10 protein-coding genes and 1 pseudogene are annotated in these 16,765 nt (G+C 54.1%); 8 read left to right on the top strand and 3 right to left on the bottom strand.

Features of this window, described 5'->3' with window-relative positions:
• Nucleotides 1-10: 10 nt before the first annotated feature.
• From BIND_RS19760 to BIND_RS19725, 7 genes and pseudogenes are all read left to right on the top strand, one after another.
• On the top strand, nt 11-1,900 hold the full coding sequence (locus BIND_RS19760) for a 4'-phosphopantetheinyl transferase superfamily protein (protein ID WP_012382813.1): 1,890 nt from the start codon (nt 11-13) through the stop codon (nt 1,898-1,900).
• Between the two features lie 131 nt (nt 1,901-2,031).
• Nucleotides 2,032-3,408, top strand: a complete 1,377-nt coding sequence (locus BIND_RS19755; RefSeq protein ID WP_012382812.1) for a glycosyltransferase — start codon at nt 2,032-2,034, stop codon at nt 3,406-3,408.
• Nucleotides 3,409-3,666: 258 nt separating this feature from the next.
• Entirely contained in the window at nt 3,667-4,875 is a 1,209-nt protein-coding gene (locus tag BIND_RS19745; protein WP_012382811.1) for an ABC transporter permease, read from the top strand.
• Complete coding sequence (locus BIND_RS19740; RefSeq protein ID WP_012382810.1) at nt 4,872-5,600, top strand: ABC transporter ATP-binding protein; 729 nt, start codon at nt 4,872-4,874, stop codon at nt 5,598-5,600. Before BIND_RS19745 ends, BIND_RS19740 begins: the two co-directional genes overlap by 4 nt.
• Nucleotides 5,597-6,655: an HlyD family secretion protein gene (locus BIND_RS19735; RefSeq protein WP_012382809.1), complete on the top strand. Its 1,059-nt coding sequence runs from the start codon at nt 5,597-5,599 to the stop codon at nt 6,653-6,655. Before BIND_RS19740 ends, BIND_RS19735 begins: the two co-directional genes overlap by 4 nt.
• 227 nt (nt 6,656-6,882) lie before the next feature.
• Nucleotides 6,883-8,214, top strand: a pseudogene (gene accC / locus BIND_RS19730) (acetyl-CoA carboxylase biotin carboxylase subunit); the annotation flags it as partial.
• A gap of 648 nt (nt 8,215-8,862) precedes the next feature.
• Nucleotides 8,863-10,110: a replication initiator protein A gene (locus tag BIND_RS19725; RefSeq protein WP_012382807.1), complete on the top strand. Its 1,248-nt coding sequence runs from the start codon at nt 8,863-8,865 to the stop codon at nt 10,108-10,110.
• 559 nt (nt 10,111-10,669) lie between these two features.
• Here the strand turns inward: BIND_RS19725 and BIND_RS22410 are convergent.
• The 3 genes from BIND_RS22410 to BIND_RS19710 form a co-directional block, all read right to left on the bottom strand.
• Nucleotides 10,670-11,104 (bottom strand): hypothetical protein, encoded by a 435-nt coding sequence (locus BIND_RS22410; RefSeq protein ID WP_012382806.1) that lies wholly within the window; start codon nt 11,102-11,104, stop codon nt 10,670-10,672.
• A gap of 193 nt (nt 11,105-11,297) precedes the next feature.
• On the bottom strand, nt 11,298-12,407 hold the full coding sequence (locus BIND_RS19715; RefSeq protein WP_012382805.1) for a ParB/RepB/Spo0J family partition protein: 1,110 nt from the start codon (nt 12,405-12,407) through the stop codon (nt 11,298-11,300).
• On the bottom strand, nt 12,404-13,444 hold the full coding sequence (locus BIND_RS19710) for an AAA family ATPase (protein WP_244396054.1): 1,041 nt from the start codon (nt 13,442-13,444) through the stop codon (nt 12,404-12,406). Before BIND_RS19710 ends, BIND_RS19715 begins: the two co-directional genes overlap by 4 nt.
• A gap of 1,978 nt (nt 13,445-15,422) precedes the next feature.
• Between BIND_RS19710 and BIND_RS19700 the strand changes: the two genes are divergently transcribed.
• Entirely contained in the window at nt 15,423-16,685 is a 1,263-nt protein-coding gene (locus BIND_RS19700) for a nucleotide sugar dehydrogenase (protein WP_012382803.1), read from the top strand.
• The last annotated feature ends 80 nt before the right edge of the window (nt 16,686-16,765 follow it).

Raw genomic sequence — 16,765 nt, 5'->3', positions numbered from 1 at the left:
AGGTAGACATATGGGAACCCCTGTCCCGAAGCAGCCAAGTGTCGGCGACTTGCCATTGATCGGACGTGTGTTCGAGGCCCGAGCAGCGGAGGAGTTGGCCCTGGCCGTGGCCGTGCATGAGGACCTTGGAAACCCCGAGCCACCAATTCCTACCCCCTCGAGCACGGCGTCCCAGCCTGTCCACACAGCAACAATGGATGAGGCCCAGAACGAGGCCATTCTGCCTTTTCTGGGCCCGGTCTTGGCCTATGTTCCAGGGGAGACCATCACAGTCGAGCGGCACTTGACGCTGGAGGGGGATCGCTACCTCGCCGATCATGCCTTCGTCCATGCGCCAGGCGTCAAGCCAGCCTCCGCCTGCCTGCCAGTGCTGCCCATGACCATGAGCCTCGAAGTCATGGCGGAGGTCGCGGCCTGTCTCGTCCCCGGCTATGGCTTGCTGGGCTTTGAAGACGTCAAGGCCACCCGTTGGATCGAATTGGCGGATACGGATGTCCTGACGCTGCATATCACGGCGCGGGTCGATCGCCATGACGAAGATCGCGGCGCCTCCTTCATCAGGGTCGAGGTCTTTATCGAGGGGCAGACCCGGCCCGCGATCAGCGCGATGGTGCTGTTTGGCGATCACTATCTCATCGAATTATCTCCCGCTTTCACCGAACTGGCCAATCCCTATCGGCATCCTCTCACCGGTGAAGAGATCTATGGCGAGCGCCATATGTTTCATGGACCGAGCTTTCACTGCCTGTCCGGTGAGATCATCGTCGGTGATCATGGGATTATAGGTGAATTCGTCAGGCATTCCCCTGAGGACCTGTTTGGGTCAACCCGTAGCCCACAACTCCTCATCGACCCGGCTTTGCTCGATGGCATCGGCCAGATCTTAGGCGTCTGGGCCATGGAGCATGGCCGCTATGTCTTCCCCATTGGTCTTGCGAAACTCGAGATCTATTGCCCCTCCCCCCCGGTTGGGACCCGTGTTCCAGTGCGGGTGGAGATCACCCAGACAGAAGGCAAGCGGCTCCTCGCCAATGTCGAGGTCCAGGACGGCGCTGGCGCCGTGTGGATGCGCATCGTGGATTGGGGAAGCTGGAAGTTCAACTGGGAGCAATGCCTAGTGGATTTCCGCCGCTTTCCCGACCAATACCTGCTTGGCCGAGCGGCGCCTCTGCCCAACTCGGGCGACGGATCCGTATGCCTGACGGTGACCACTGCCGAGTTTCAAAATTTTGATTTCAGCATATTGGCGCGGCATTGCTTGAGCATGGAAGAAATGCCAGTCTTTAACGGTCATGCCCGTATCCCCCAACGCCAGAAACAATGGCTGCTTGGGCGCGTCGTGGCCAAGGACGCCGTGCGTCTGTGGGCCGCCGAGCAAACGCAGGCTCCCATGCTGCATCCCGCAGCCTTCACCATTGATAATGATGGACAGGGACGCCCATTCGTCAGGGCGCTCCCGGGGTGCAATACGCCGCCACTCGTGAGCATCGCTCACAGTGAGACCAGAGCAATAGCCGTGGCGCATACCGAAGCCGTAGGTGTGGATATTGAGCGTATCGCCGAACACGATGCCAGCTTCATCCAGGCCTTTACCACGGCACACGAGCGTAACTTGATTGCAAAGTTTCCACAGGTGGAACACCAGACATGGATTACACGACTCTGGTGCGCCAAGGAGGCCACCGGTAAGCTTCTGGGCACAGGGATCAATGGCTTGCCTCAAGCGTTCGAAGCAATCCAGCTGGAAAACGGCGGGCGGATTGAGATCAAGCATCAGACAAGCGCTCGCTCCTTTGAGGTGAAGACCGTGGAGGACTGTGGCTTCATCATCGCCTATGCAAGTCAGCCACATTCGAGTTTTGGTCACAAAAGCGAGTCAGCCTATACAATTTTTGGATAGGCTTTGCGTATTCATCATGGCTTATGAAATGGTTCTGTCGGTGATACATTCATTAACCGAACACGTGACCATCGCGGTAGAAAAATGATCCATCTCTATATTCCGAGCGGCATAAACGATGGAACTCCTCTATGGCACAGAACCCAACCTTTGCCTTTGTCACTATAGGAAGTGGATCGTATCTGGGTTCCACCATTCGGGACCTAACGCTCGCTCATTCCCTGTACAAACGTGGTTTCAAGGTCGTAATCTATTGGATGCTCGAGCATAATCCTGACCTTGTCATCAATGGGATCGAACAGAGGATTCTTTGTTACGGCACACGATATCAATTCAAGCAACCGTCCGAATTTTTGGACAGAATAGTTGGACCGCTTCTGTCTTTTTTCCCGAAAGGCTGGCGCACCAATATCGTCCAAAACATTCCCGGCTTTGTCGATCGTCTTCTGCAAAACCTCATGCGCTCGCTTTATACGGAGTCGGATCCTGATCCTTCGCTTGTCAAGAGATTGCTTAAATATGTGGAGTTGGACGGCGTTACGCATCTGATGATGAGTTTCGGCTCCATCAGCCCCCTGGCCCTCGAGGTTAAGAAGCTTTGCAAAGTGCCGCTCGATTATCTCGTTACGTTCCAGGGTGATGAACAATTTGCCGATTTCGCCGCAAAAGCCGGATTGCTCCAAAACTATCGGCGCCGGCTGGACGAAGCGGTCCGCAACTCGGGCTGGCCCGCAATAGCGATCAGCCGGGATTATCTTCAACGTCTTGTCACTGAGCTCGGGCTGGACCCTAATTGCTTCCGGGTCATCTATAACGGTATCGACCTCCCCAAACAGGAGCAGAGGCTTCCCTTTTCAATCCTCAAGACGGCCTTTCCGAAAGTGAGGCAAGACGATGCCCAAGACGGTGCCATTGTCACATTCATTGGACGCCAGGAAAGCGAGAAGGGAATCGACCTTTTACTTTATGCAGCAAAACTTTTGGCAGTACGCGGCGTTCACCTGCAGCTCGTCATTTGCGGCTCCACTGCAAAAGGGCGTTCGTATCAGAAGGTCATCAACGATCTCACGAGTCATTTGAAGCTCGTCATCAACCATAGTGGTGCTGTTTCGTTCGAGGTGCGTGACGCTCTCTACGCGCATAGTCGCTGTATCGTCTACCCTTCCGTTGATCGGGAGGCGTTCGGGCTGGTTGTCGCCGAGGCCATGAGCCAAGGGACGCCTGTGCTGGTCCCAGACATTGGCGGGGTGACGGAAGTCATCCAGCATGGAAACATTGCCGGTGGCTTGACATTCAAGACCTGGGACAGCGCCGATCTGGCACGGCAGCTCGAGCGCCTGCTGAAGGATGATGATCTCCATGCGGAACTTGCCGCGAACACCAGGGCGCTGGCGGCACGGTTCAGCGCCGAGCACATGGCAAACAATATATTGGAACACCTAAATCTATCACTCAATCGACGCTTCGGTGAAGAATACGGATCAACAAGCCGTGTTAGAGCTTCATAAGAAGAGAAAATTGATGATGCGACAACAAACGATGCTCGATATCTTGCGATTTCGCCTTTGCGGCATAACCATTTGTGTATCTATGCCTAGACTTGCGAGTGCGGGCACCATGCCGGATACATGGGCATATGACCAGACCGCGGCAACATCGGAACGAATTTTTGGAAGCGATATCGATGGATTGCCTCTTCAACTGCGGCTGAAGTTCCCAAAGCGGATCTCTGGCAACAGGACAGCGAACTTTGCGGAGTCCCGCTAATGTCTTCAGCAGATAGTGTCGGCCTACTCACCAAGAGTTTCCAGCGCCCCCAGGCAGTCCCGCGTGGGCATTCAAGCCTGACGCTTCTCATCGCGTGGCGCAACCTCGTTCATGACCGGGTCCGTTTCGCCGTAACGCTCGTCGGTATTGCTTTCTCGACGGTTTTGATGGGCATTCAGCTCGGCATGTTGCTGAATTTCATGCATACGACCTCGACGATCGTCGATCAGGCCGGCGCGGATCTCTGGGTCGCGGTGCAAGGAGTGCGCAGCGTCGATCTCGCGACCCCGATCGAAGAGCGGCGACGATTCCAATCGCTCGCTGTCGATGGGATCGCCAAGGCCGAGCCGATGTTGCTGCATTTCGGCTCTTGGAAACGATCCAACGGCGTTCGCGAATTGGTCCTCGTCATTGGCGTGGAACCAAATGCCGAAATGGGATTGCTGCCGTCAATGACGCCTGGTCAGAATGTCCATGATGCCCTGTCGACCCCCGATGGAGTGATCATCGATCGCCTTTATGCGCAGAAACTCGGCGTCACATCCATTGGTCAAATCGTCGAAATCAACAATCACCGCGCCCGCGTCGCTGGCTTTACCGAAGGCATCCGGACCTTTACCCAGGCACCTTATGTCTTCACATCGCTGCGCAATGCGAGGCTGCTGTCGGATCTTGGCGACAAAGACATAACCTATGTATTGATCAAGCTTCTGGAAGGACAGGCACCCGAACCCGTCATCCGGGCACTTTCCACACGCATGCCGGATGTCGACGTGCTGCCAACGGACGAGTTCTCGCACAGGAGCCGGAGTTATTGGTTATTCACGACGGGTGCTGGTATCACACTTATCAGTTCATCCTTGCTGGCGCTCCTGGTGGGTGTCGTTATCGTTGCACAGACGCTCTATGCGAGCACTCTGGACCGGCTGCCAGAATATGCCGTTGTCCGGGCCATGGGCGGCCCACGATCCTATTTGTATAAAATCGTGATCAAGCAAGCCGTCATTGGCGGGGTTCTGGGGGGGCTGACCGGCATTAGCGTTGTCCTGCTGCTCGCCTATCTCTCTCGCAACAGCAGCTCCCCTCCGCAAGTGCCTTTATGGCTCGCCTCGGGGATCGGGGTTATCACCATCTTGATGTGCATCAGCGCATCATTGGTATCCCTGAACAAGGTCACAGCCATAGACCCCGTGAAGGTGTTTCGATGAAACAGCCGGTCGTCATTGCCTCCAACATCACGCATACATTCGGCTCCAGCACCACACGTTTCACGGTGCTGCGAGAGATCGATCTCAAGATTTATACCAACGAGGTGTTAATGCTCGTGGGTCCATCCGGCAGTGGCAAGACCACGCTGCTCAATATCCTCGGCTGCCTTCTCAAGCCGACCGCAGGGATCATCGATCTGCGTGGGAAAACGACACAATCGCTCAACGAGGAGCAACTTGCCTCGCTGCGGTTGCAACATTTCGGCTTTGTTTTTCAAGCTTATAATTTGTTTCCCGTGCTCACGGCCACGGAAAACGTCATGGTCACGCTCGATCTCCTGGGGGTGAAGAGACGCGCCGCCCAGGAACGCGCGCATGAGCTTCTGAAACTCGTGGGCCTCGGACACCGTCTTGATAGCTATCCCGCGCAGCTCAGCAGCGGCCAGAAACAGCGCGTCGCAATCGCCCGCGCCCTTGCCAGCGATCCGCCCATCCTCATGGCCGATGAGCCGACCGCTGCCCTCGATGCCGAGACAGGCCTCAAGGCCATGGAACTCTTCTGTATGCTGGCTCATCACCAGCATCGCGCCGTTGTCATCGTGACACATGATCCCCGAATTTTTCCTTTCGCAGATCGCGTCGTGCATCTCGAGGACGGTCGCATTGTCGAGCGTTCAAGTATTCTTCCAGATTCTCAAAGTCTTACAATGGGACATTCGTCATGAAAACCTCTTGGCTCGCCATGGTGCTCCTGACCTCGCTTGGCTTGGTAGCCATAGTATGGCCCGCGCAAGCGCCAACCTTTGCGCAGACGCAACCCTCGATCAGTCCGGTGTCCCGACAGCATTTGGCCGCGGCTCCCGGGCTGGTCGAGCCTGTCAGCGAGGAGCGTGAAATCGGATCTCAGGTGATTGGCATCATCCACGAGGTCCGTGTCGAAGAAAACGACGAAGTGCATGAAGGACAAATCATCGCGGTGATCGAGAATGACGAGCAGGTTGCAAGGTTGTCCTCAGCGCGGGCGGAGTTGGCCTTAAGGCAGGCAGAACTCGAACGGAGCATCAATGGCGCCCGTTCCGAGGAACGAAAGGAGGCACGCGCGGCTCTGAAGGAAGCCGAAGCCAATCTCCAACTCGCCCGCGTCGAATATCAGCGCCGCGTCCCCCTTGCAAAGACGGGCGCCTCGACAATGGCGGCTCTCGACGTGGCGACGGCGAATCTCGATACGACTGCGGCGCGGCGCGAAGTCATGGCTGAAAGGCTGGCCCTCCTCGAGGCAGGCACACGGCCGGAAGATATTGCGGCGGCACGCGCCCAGGTCCGCCTCGCCGAGGCCAATGTAGCCTTGGCGGACGCACTCCTCGACAAGACTCTCATCCGCTCCCCGATCGCCGGGATCGTTCTGCGCCGCGTTCGCATCGCTGGTGAAGCTGTCACGAACCAGCCACCGACACCCATCGCACTCATCGGCAATCTGCATGGCCTGCGCGTTCGCGCGGAAGTTGATGAGACCGATGTCAGCCAGGCCACGGTCGGCCAGCGCGTCGAGATCACGGCCGATGCATTCCCGGATCAGAAATTCGGCGGCACAGTCTATCGCGTCTCGACACGCATGGGCGCCAAACAAGTGATGACAGGTCGCCCTGCTGATCGGGTCGACACCAAGGTGTTGCAAGTATTGATCGATCTCGATCCTGGCGTCAGGCTCCCGATCGGTCTGCGGGTAGACGCCTATTTCTTGAGTGGCCCCAGCTTCGCCGAGATGAGACCAAGTCAATGACATAGAAGTCAATGCCACGTGAGTGAGAGGGAAGTGAAAGGGGCACCACCCCGGTCTATGTCAGCACTTCACTCCTCCGCGCATTAGACTCAGTGAAACGGAACTTCCTATCCGATTAGGATAATCGGCGATGTCGTAGCCAGACTTCATCGCCGCCAGGACCTCTTTTGATTTCGAGACAATAGCGTGAGCTATACATGATATAAAAATACAAGAGGGGAATGCGTATGTTCAGTAAGATCCTCATTGCCAATCGCGGCGAAATTGCTCTGCGTGTTCTACGAGCTGCGCAGGAGCTCGGGATTTCCACGGTTGCCGTTCATTCGACCGCCGATGCCGAAGCTATGCATGTCAAGCTTGCGCATGAATCGGTCTGTCTCGGTCCGCCCCCCGCTCGAGAATCCTATTTGAACATTCCAGCCATTATCGCGGCTTGCCAGATCACGGGCGCCGAAGCCGTCCATCCTGGCTATGGGTTCTTGTCCGAAAATGCGCATTTCGCCGAAATCCTCGCCGCGCATAATATCGCCTTCATCGGTCCAAAGCCCGAACATATCCGCATCATGGGCGATAAGATCGAAGCCAAACGCACCGCGATCAGTCTCGGCATTCCCTGCGTTCCGGGCTCGTCTGGCGCGCTCAATCATGCCGAAGAGGCCTTGGACATCGCAGAGGGCATTGGCTTTCCTGTCTTGATCAAGGCCGCCTCGGGAGGCGGTGGACGCGGCATGAAAGTAGCCCATAGCCGGGATGAATTTGCCAGCGCGGTCGCGACCGCCTCCAGCGAGGCAAAGGCTGCCTTCGGTGATGGCTCGGTCTATCTCGAAAAATATCTCGAAAACCCTCGCCATATCGAAATCCAGGTTCTTGGCGATGGGCGCGGCAATGCGGTCCATCTTGGCGAGCGCGATTGTTCCCTGCAAAGGCGTCACCAAAAAGTCTGGGAAGAGAGCCCTTCCCCCGTGCTCGATGAAACGCAACGCGAGGAAATCTGCGAAATCTGCGCCGTAGCAATGCGTAAACTCGGCTATTTAGGCGTCGGCACGATCGAATTTCTTTACAAGGATGGCAAGTTCTACTTCATTGAGATGAATACACGCATTCAGGTCGAGCATCCAGTGACAGAGATGATCACGGGCTTTGATCTCGTCAACGAACAGATCAAGATCGCAGCGGGCCAGCCCTTATCCATTATCCAGGATCAGGTGGTCGTTCGCGGTCACGCCATAGAATGCCGGATCAATGCCGAAGATCCCACCACATTCACACCCTCACCCGGCAGGATCGGCCAATATCATACGCCTGGTGGCATCGGCATTCGCATCGATAGTGCCGCCTATGCAGGATATAAGATTCCACCAACCTATGACTCCCTTATCGGTAAGCTCATCGTTCATGGTCCCAACCGCAAGGAAGCCTTGATGCGGCTGCGCCGCGCCCTCGACGAATTCATCGTTGACGGGATCAAGACAACGATTCCCTTGTTTCAGAGGCTGGTCAATAATGCCGACATCCAGAACGGCCAATATAGCATCCACTGGCTGGAAGCATTTCTCGCAGCGGTGGCTGAAGACGTCGTCTTGACCGTTGAGACAAATATGAACGAAGCCGAGGAAGCAGACGAGCCCGATGAGCTAGACGCCCCCGATGGCATCAAAGTGCGTCAGAGTAGAAGTGTTGAAGACCCATGGACAGGTAATCCTCCCTGTGCCATTGCAAGATCCACAGGTGAGCCGCAGCTTCCATCACCAAACGAGTTAGCCTACCAGGGACATAAGCGTCCATCTGTGCTTCGAGCCCCTTGATGACGCATGTGTCGTGGCATGAACGCCATATTCAACGCCCAAAGTCTTTTGCCAGCATTGGCTTTACGGAGTGTCCAGAAGGAGCCTTCCAGGAAGAGTTCGCCTTTTTCGGCTTTCTTCACCATTCCCTTGAAATAGCCAGCTGGGTCGCTCGTAAAATAATCCTCCAGCTAGGTCGAAACGAGCGGCCAGCGCCAGGCCAACCGCCTCGCAGGGCTTCGTCACATTAATCAGGCTTGGCATATTGCCTGAAGCAGGGCAGGATAACGCGATGAAAGCTGCTCCTGATCCGCATGACCGTCTTCGTTCCCGGCTGAGATCAACAGCCATGCCTTCAGCCTGAAGCTTCCGTGACGTGGATGCGTATCAGATAACTTAAGTTGACAATTCCTATCGTAAGCTATGGCAAAGACCACTCGACTCAATCTCAAATCACGCGCCGAATTCGCGGTCTTGTCGCTGCATGAGAAAAACGAGTATATTCAAGGCATAGCGCAGCATGTCGCCCATGTACGCGGCGATCCCTATAAGCCGCTTGACAAGGATGCACTAAGCCGTATTCGCCGCTATTACAGCCGCCGCAGCTTGGCCGATCTTCGGCTCGAGCAATTACCGGATGATGATCTGAAATCATCTCTGGCGCGACTGGCTGAAGCGATACGCTCTGATGAAGTGGCCCGGGTCATATCCCATGAAGTTCCGACCGAACCAAAACCGATCGTCCGTGCGCCGCCATTAGACGATTCACAGCTTTCATTTTTCGTTCCCAGCATCCATGACGCACCAATCAAGGATGATTTCAATCTTATGGATATAGCACCATTCGCCTTGTCCAAGACGACAGGGGAAGGGATTATCCGCTACGAGCTGAAAGACTCGATCATCACCGTCGAAGGCGGCGCGGTCGTCGGTCTAGCCACGGCCTATGATTACGATATCGTCATCAATATGATCTCGCACCTGGCGGACGCCACACGCCAGTATCGGATCGACGAAGCGAAAGGACTGCGGCCTTCATTGCCGCCACGAGTTTACCGGCCTGCCGCCTCGGAGATCCTTAAATTCTGCCGTCGAGAATTGGGCGGAAAGCAATATGAGGACCTTGAGCGCGCTTTAGACCGTCTGCAAGCAACCCGTATTAAAATCACCAACCTCTCGACGAAGGACACAGGGCGGTCGAAGCGCCGTGAAACAGAATCCTTCCCGCTGATCGGACGCTATAAAGTCGTGAGCCGGACGAGTCATGACAGGATCGATCAGGTCGAAATCGACATCCCGAACTGGGTTTATGAAGGGGTGGTGAAGCCTGATGGAAAGCCATCGATCCTGACCCTCAATCCTGATTATTTCCTCATCACACGTCCCATTGCGAAATTTCTCTACCGTCTGGCCCGCAAAGCGGCAGGCCAGACCGAAGCCCACTACGGATTAACCGAATTGCACAAACGCAGCGGATCAAAGCTGCCTCGCCATAAATTCAGGCAGGCAATCCGTGAGATCGTCGAAGCTGCTGTCCCACTGCCAGATTATGACCTCAGCCTAATCGATGGAGAAACTGAACCCGTCCTTCGCATGGTCAATAGAGCATATGACAAAAATTCCGTACAACGATCCTTCCCGGATTGCCAAAACCAGCCCCTGCCAAAATAACCGTACTTTGGTCCTATCTCCTTTGTCAAAAACGATTCGCTAAGGCAATGTTTAAACAGACCCAGAATTGACAAAACCCGTATTTCGATCCGCCGGCTTTTGTCAAAAACCGAGCCTGTGGATAAGACAAAATCAGCCGTACAACGACACCACTCGTGCCGTACATCAATCTGTCAGTACCGTATTTCAATCTGTCAGAAACGTATTTTAGTCCTAAAAACAGGGAAAACCCATTATTTTATAGGGCTTTATGAAACTAAAACTTTAGTTTTAAAACTATAAAAACAAATTTGAAAACGCTGGCGCTCATTTTTTAAAATTTTTTAAAAAGAAAGGAATGAGTAATCCGTATTTCACTCCATTTAATCATTAGCCTAAAAGCAATTTCAAAATAAGATGAGCCATTGAAGCTCCTATCGTTCCAAAAACTGTTTAAACAGACTTGGAATGAGCATGCTAAACCCCAGCTACCCTCGAAGAATATAGTCGAGTGTGTTGTCTCACTACAGGCTACAAGTTTCTCACTGCAAAACAAATAGATAGCCCGGGATCGCCATGCTCAGCGTGTAAGATAAGGGCCAAGGAATAGATCACCGAGCGCCTTGCGCCTGTGCAAGGTCAGCCAGCGCCGGCGGCGATGCTCCCTTCGATCATAAAGGAGATGGCAGCGCTGGCAGAGTGCCTTCAGATTGCCCGTGCTATTATTGCTCGGATCATGATCTAGATGGGCTGTTGCCAGAACGACCTTCGTGCTTCTTATCGTGGCAAAAATATCCTGTGAGCGGGGCAGATGCCTCAACCTCCTGCCCCGGCTATCACGCCAGAGCGTGCTTTCTGCATCCCACCAGCGGCCATCATCAAGACACCAGACCAATCGGCCATGTGGACGGCCGCATTGCTCACATCGTCCTCCAGCCCGTTTGAACCGGATCACAATCGACAATTGCGGCCAGTCGATTGGATAAAACCACCTGTCCTGTGCACGGATCGGCATCAAATGAGCTCCCATGCAGGCAAGAAAAGGCCACGACACCAAATGATCAATGCCGTCAGTAGCGGTTTCACGCTTTGTCCAGCGAAAGAAAAACAGAGGAAATCACAATGCATGCGCTGATCATGACGCATACAGGAATCTCCTGCAAGCATGCCGGCTGATTTTTGATCAGGCCAGCTTTGGATCCAATGCTTTAGTCGCCATCAGGATCACTGACAGGAAGCGCTAATCTCTCGGCAAGCAGAAGGACTTCACTGTCAGGGATCGAGGTTGCAAATCGAAAGACCCATTGCCCGCCATTCCGCGTGAGTGTTCCAATTCGCCGCCCTTGGTGGACGATAGACCGCCGCTCCGGGACAGGGGATCGAGAGCCCTCGCGGCCACCGCCCCTGCTATCGGCCGCCTGAAGCAGAACGTCGATCTGGGCTGCGGGGTCGCTCTCGGTTTCAGCCCGGCTGACGGTTTGTTGATAAGTATCAAGGGCGCCAAGAATACGTTGAAGGGCTGTTGAATCGCTTTCAATCGCCTCCATAACGCGGCGCGCGGGAAGGACGGCAAGCCGCCGTGGCTCTTGCAATCGTTCGAGAATCTCACCTGGAAACCGAGCCAGCCTGAGATAGAGACTGAAAGTTGAGGGATCGACACCAAACTGAGCCGCAATATTTTTTGCTGGTATTTGGAGCCGCTCTCGCACCTCCGCAAACCAGCGCGCCCGTTCGAGAGCCGAAATATCCGCGCGTCTCTCATTTTCTGAAAATTGGACGCCAAGCATGGATTGGTCGTTGAGATCCCTTACGCGCGCGAGTACAGAGCGCTTAAGAAGGCGGCATGCCTCCAGACGGCGCCGGCCCGCTGCAATTTCAAATGTCCCCTCCAATGAACGCCGCACAGTGATGGCATCGTTCTGTCCATTGGCTTCGATATCAGCGAGTAGTTCCTCGAATTCCGGTCCTTGACAGCCGCCGCGCAGCCGGTCTTTTGGAAGGCGGTCGACGATAGTGTCTACATCAAGAAAGCGGAATTCCTCCGCTGTATCACCAACACGCTCACTCAAGGCTTTAACGCGCTGGAGTTCAGCGACGAGTCCCGCATTTGCCGTACTTGTCTCAGCGAGTTCCGTTTCAAGGCGGCCGACACGCTCACGAAGAGCCTCCCCTACAGCACCCAGGGCCGTCACGGGTTTATGAACACCCGCCCCGTCCAATCGGCTCTGCTTGTTATCAAGGGGACTTGGTGTTGATTCCACCGTGCGCTCTTTAACGGCCTGAGCCAAGCTACTGAAACGGGATTTAGCGCTGTTCATGCCCGCGCCTCCATATCATCGAACCACTCACCAGGTATTCTTCCCCAACTCTGAAGGATCTCACGCTCAATCGCATGATTGACCGCATTCACACTCGCCATGACCCGGTTATAGGCCGCTCGATCCGTACTCGGCTCATATTCGTAGAGTGTTTCCTTACCGAACCCCGCCGTCCCCATGATTTTGGAATGGAGAAATTCATTCTCCAGGACAACATCTCCGAAACGCTCGCGGATGAGGCCGACCAAGGCTTCCTGGCTGCGGTCAGTTGGATCATAGGCCGTCACCATAACCTTGGTGAACTTGACCTTGAGGCCGTTGCCGAACGCTTCCTTGAAATCAGCGATATAATTAGCGAGGTGGGAGAAAAACTCCCCCGTCGATGCAAGATCGGTCATGGTTGCGCGTGTCGGCACGACAAGGCCTGTGGCGGCGTGCAGCGCAATCGTCATCAACATATTGACGTCAGGCCGCGTATCCACGACCGCAATATCATAATTATCGCCGACAGCCGCCAGAAAGCTTGCCAATTCATCGAAATAGAAAACGTCTTCGACATTGCCATTCGCTGCTCTCCTCGACAGCGACTCCTCGGCTTGGGAGAGAACTGCACCTGCCGGGACCAGATCAATGGATGGCCAATAAGTGGCTTGGCAAAGCGATGAAGCCTGGATTTCCTGCCCGGTCTCTCGAGCCGTCGTCCAAGCCGTGAAACTATTTTCAAACCCGACTTCGGTGGAAGGATCGATGCCGAACTGGGCCGTGGCGCTACCCTGACTATCGAGATCGATGAGCAGGACGCGATAACCCTCTCGAGCCATATATTGGGCGAAATGGACACTGCTCGTGGTTTTTGCTGATCCCCCCTTGAAATTGGAGAAAACAGCGGTCGCCAGTCCCTCTCCGCGCTCTGGTTGACGTCTCGGGAAAAACCGCAGGTCGCCGGATGAATCGTGAAGGGATTTTCGCAACTGGAGAATATCGCTGAAGGTAAGGCGATTGCGTGCCCCACCAAGCTGATCGGAGGTTGATTTCATATAAGCCGTTATCTCTCGCGGCTTTACTCTCAAAAGGGTTGCCACTTCCTGGGGCGAAAATGTTCTCAGACGCTTCCGCTTCTCTGGCTCATTCTCGATTTCAATTGCAACGCGTTGCGCTGAACGCAAAACATCCGCGATGCGGCGATAGGTATCCACAGGATCCATCTCGGCCATTCTCATTCCTCGTCGGACTTCCTTGAGAGCATGATGCGTTCAAACCAAATCGCTTCGCGACCAACCTTTAATCAGGTTCACTTTTGGCTCATTGCTACTCGAAAATATTATCCAAGCATACGCCGATGCGCAGGGCATTCGAGGCGAACCATAAACCTGGATGCATCCAACTTAGATGGTTAAAATGAATAAACGGTAAAAGTTGGATGCATCCAACTTTTGCCGTGCGCCTTGAAGAAGCGCTAGCTGGCCTTCGCGCAATGAGTGCGCTGGCCAGCAAGTGTTAAAGTCGTCTTGGTGATCTGGCAGAGGGGCTTCCTGCAAGAGTACTCCCTCTTGGCTCTGCCAAGCGTCTTCTTCACAAGATCATAGCCCTCGCTTTTGTGAACTTGCGTTCTCCGAGAAGTCATGGTTCGCCACTTGTGCCTACACGCACAAACCGGGTGATGTTCATTGGCGTGCCATCTCCCATAAGTTCGATGTGGAGAGGGGGTGCTTGATCTTCGTGAGAGAGGTGGGCTCGACCTCTGTGAGAATCCCGATGATCAATTTGCGGTAGGCGCCAACCGTCTCGCAAAAGCACAGGTCGCTGCGAATACGCTTGGAATAGACGATCTCGTCGCGGCGGCCCACAACCTCCATTATGTTCGTGGGCAGGGCCCTTTGTTCGGCGAACAGGTCGACGATGAAGACGCGCTTGCTGTATCGCAGAGCAGGACAGACGCTCCTTACTACTCGGCGTGCTGTTTGAAAAAGTCGGAGACAGTCTGCGATTCCAAGTGCGAGAGCACTCTCTTATCGATTTCGATGATCGTGACGCTGAGATCCAGAGAGATGAGTGGCATGGAGATCTCCATGCCAAGGAAGCTGGGCGTCGGACTGCATCGCACTCAGCCTTGCGTTGCAAGTCGTGAATGTCCTCGAGATCAGCCCCCGGAAGGGCGAGCAGCTTTAGACCGGCATTCGTTGCGATCAGGAGCCGTTCGTACCGGATTTCCTCGCCTCCCTCTGTTCTCACTAACTGCTGCTCGGGAAGAGCCGTAACGACTGGAGTATTGAGTGACAGTTCGATCGCGTGGTCCTGATAGAAGGCCTCTGGATGAACGTAAAGGTCCCCTGCATTTGCCGGTTCCGAGTAAGAATTGCTTGGAAAGCGATGCCCTGTGAAAGGGGAAGGAGTTCTTTAGCCGACAAAATCAGATCGAGCCGTCAGCGCTCTCGAACAGCAAGGGGCGGAGGCCATCACGCTGGCGAGCCCTTTGCCGATAAGCAAGAAATCGACACCTCGTTGCGCCTCAGAGAATCCTTTTCGCAAGCAGAGATGAAGTGATTGGCATCCACAGAGGCTGTGTCCAAACGCTATTTTTTGAGTTGTGTTACAAAGTTTGGCCGCAAGTTGCGTGATAACCCTACGAAGATTTGGACGAAATAGATATCTGGAACAGATCGGCAAAGAGGCGGTTTGCGCTTGGAGGCGCGCATTCGGCTTCTACGAGGGCTACTCACAGCTATGCTTCCCTAGCGAACACTATTCGTAATTCCAGCTGAAGGTGAAAGGACCGGCATGTTCCTCAGTGGGATGTGACAATTCCATTAAATAGCTACTAAGTGGCTACCTGAGGCTTTTTGGCTTTATTATGATTGTCATCAATGATTTGCACTGAAATACTATATATTTTACTTGTCTAAATTGGCCTGCCAGACTCTTTGGAACAACTTATAAATAAGCGCTTGAATGCTGATTTAGTTTGTATATGGTGCGTTTTACCATAATAGTATTTCTAGCGGATCGTGACAGGCAATGAAAATAGCGATTTATGGACTTGGTTATGTAGGGCTCACGGCGGCGGGATGCCTCACCAAGGAAGGGCACTGGGTCCTTGGCGTCGACGTGAGTGAAGACAAAATCCGCCAGATCGCCGAAGGCACATCGCCCATAAAGGAACCCGGTCTCGCGGAGCTATTGCAGCAAGCTGTCACAAATAATCTCATCAAGTGCACCAGCAATCCTGGTAATCTCATCAATGAATGCGACATGGCGATCGTCTGCGTGGGCACGCCCAGCGGGCCCGACGGCGCTCATAATATGAGCTATATCGCGGAAGTCTCGCGCCAGATCGCCCACGCCGTCGATCCAGACCGGAAAGACCCTCTCACCGTCGTCTTCAGAAGCACTATTCGCCCCGGAACGATCGAAGAGCTCATTCTGCCAATCTTCAGGTCTGTGCTCGACTCCAAGATCAATGCCGTCGAGCTCGTCTATAATCCTGAATTCTTGCGTGAAGCTGTCGCCATCAACGACTTCTTCAATCCGCCCAAAATCGTTATTGGCACATTTGACGGCAAGCCATGCGCCAATATGGACAAGATGAACCAGAACCTCAAAGCTCCGGTCTTCTATACGCGTTACCGCGAAGCGGAATTTACGAAATTCGTTGATAATACGTTCCACGCCGTCAAGGTTTCCTTTGCTAATGAGATCGGGCGTGTCTGTCTCCAGCTCGGCATTAGCGCGCAGAAAGTGCATGAAATATTCGTCTCGGATACGAAACTGAATATTTCACCCTATTATCTGCGGCCCGGTGGCCCCTTCGGCGGATCATGCTTGCCGAAGGACGTGCGCGCGCTTCAATATATTTCCAGTGATGCGGGAGCGCATACGCATCTTATTGACTCGCTTTTACGTTCGAATGAGGCTCACAAACATTATCTCTTCGAGTATTGTTTGAAAGGTGTCCCCAAGGATGCGCATATCCTGATGCTGGGCCTGGCGTTCAAATACGATAGCGATGATCTAAGAGAGAGCCCGAAAGTCGATCTCGCTCGGAAGATCCTGGTGAGTGGCTATAGACTGTCGATCTATGATCCTGCTCTCAAGCCGCGTGATCTCATCGGGCAAAATCTCGGCTATGTTTATTCTCAGCTTCCCAATCTCGAGAAGCTGCTCGTCTCGCAGTCGCAGATCGAACAAGACCGTTTCGCGGTTGTGATCGACACTAATGGCAGCGCCAAGACGTTGAAGCTCACCTATGACAAATTTATCGATATCAACGCTTTGGCGTAGATTGAGCCTTTTGGCGTGAAGAGAAAAGCGTCAATTCGATAAGCAAATAGCATCCGCCCCAAAGTGATATCCACTTTTGG

It is taken from the genome of Beijerinckia indica subsp. indica ATCC 9039 (genome assembly GCF_000019845.1).
GTDB lineage: Bacteria > Pseudomonadota > Alphaproteobacteria > Rhizobiales > Beijerinckiaceae > Beijerinckia > Beijerinckia indica.
Note: the sequence above shows the minus strand (reverse complement) of the source record. Positions and strands in the feature narration are given on the sequence as shown.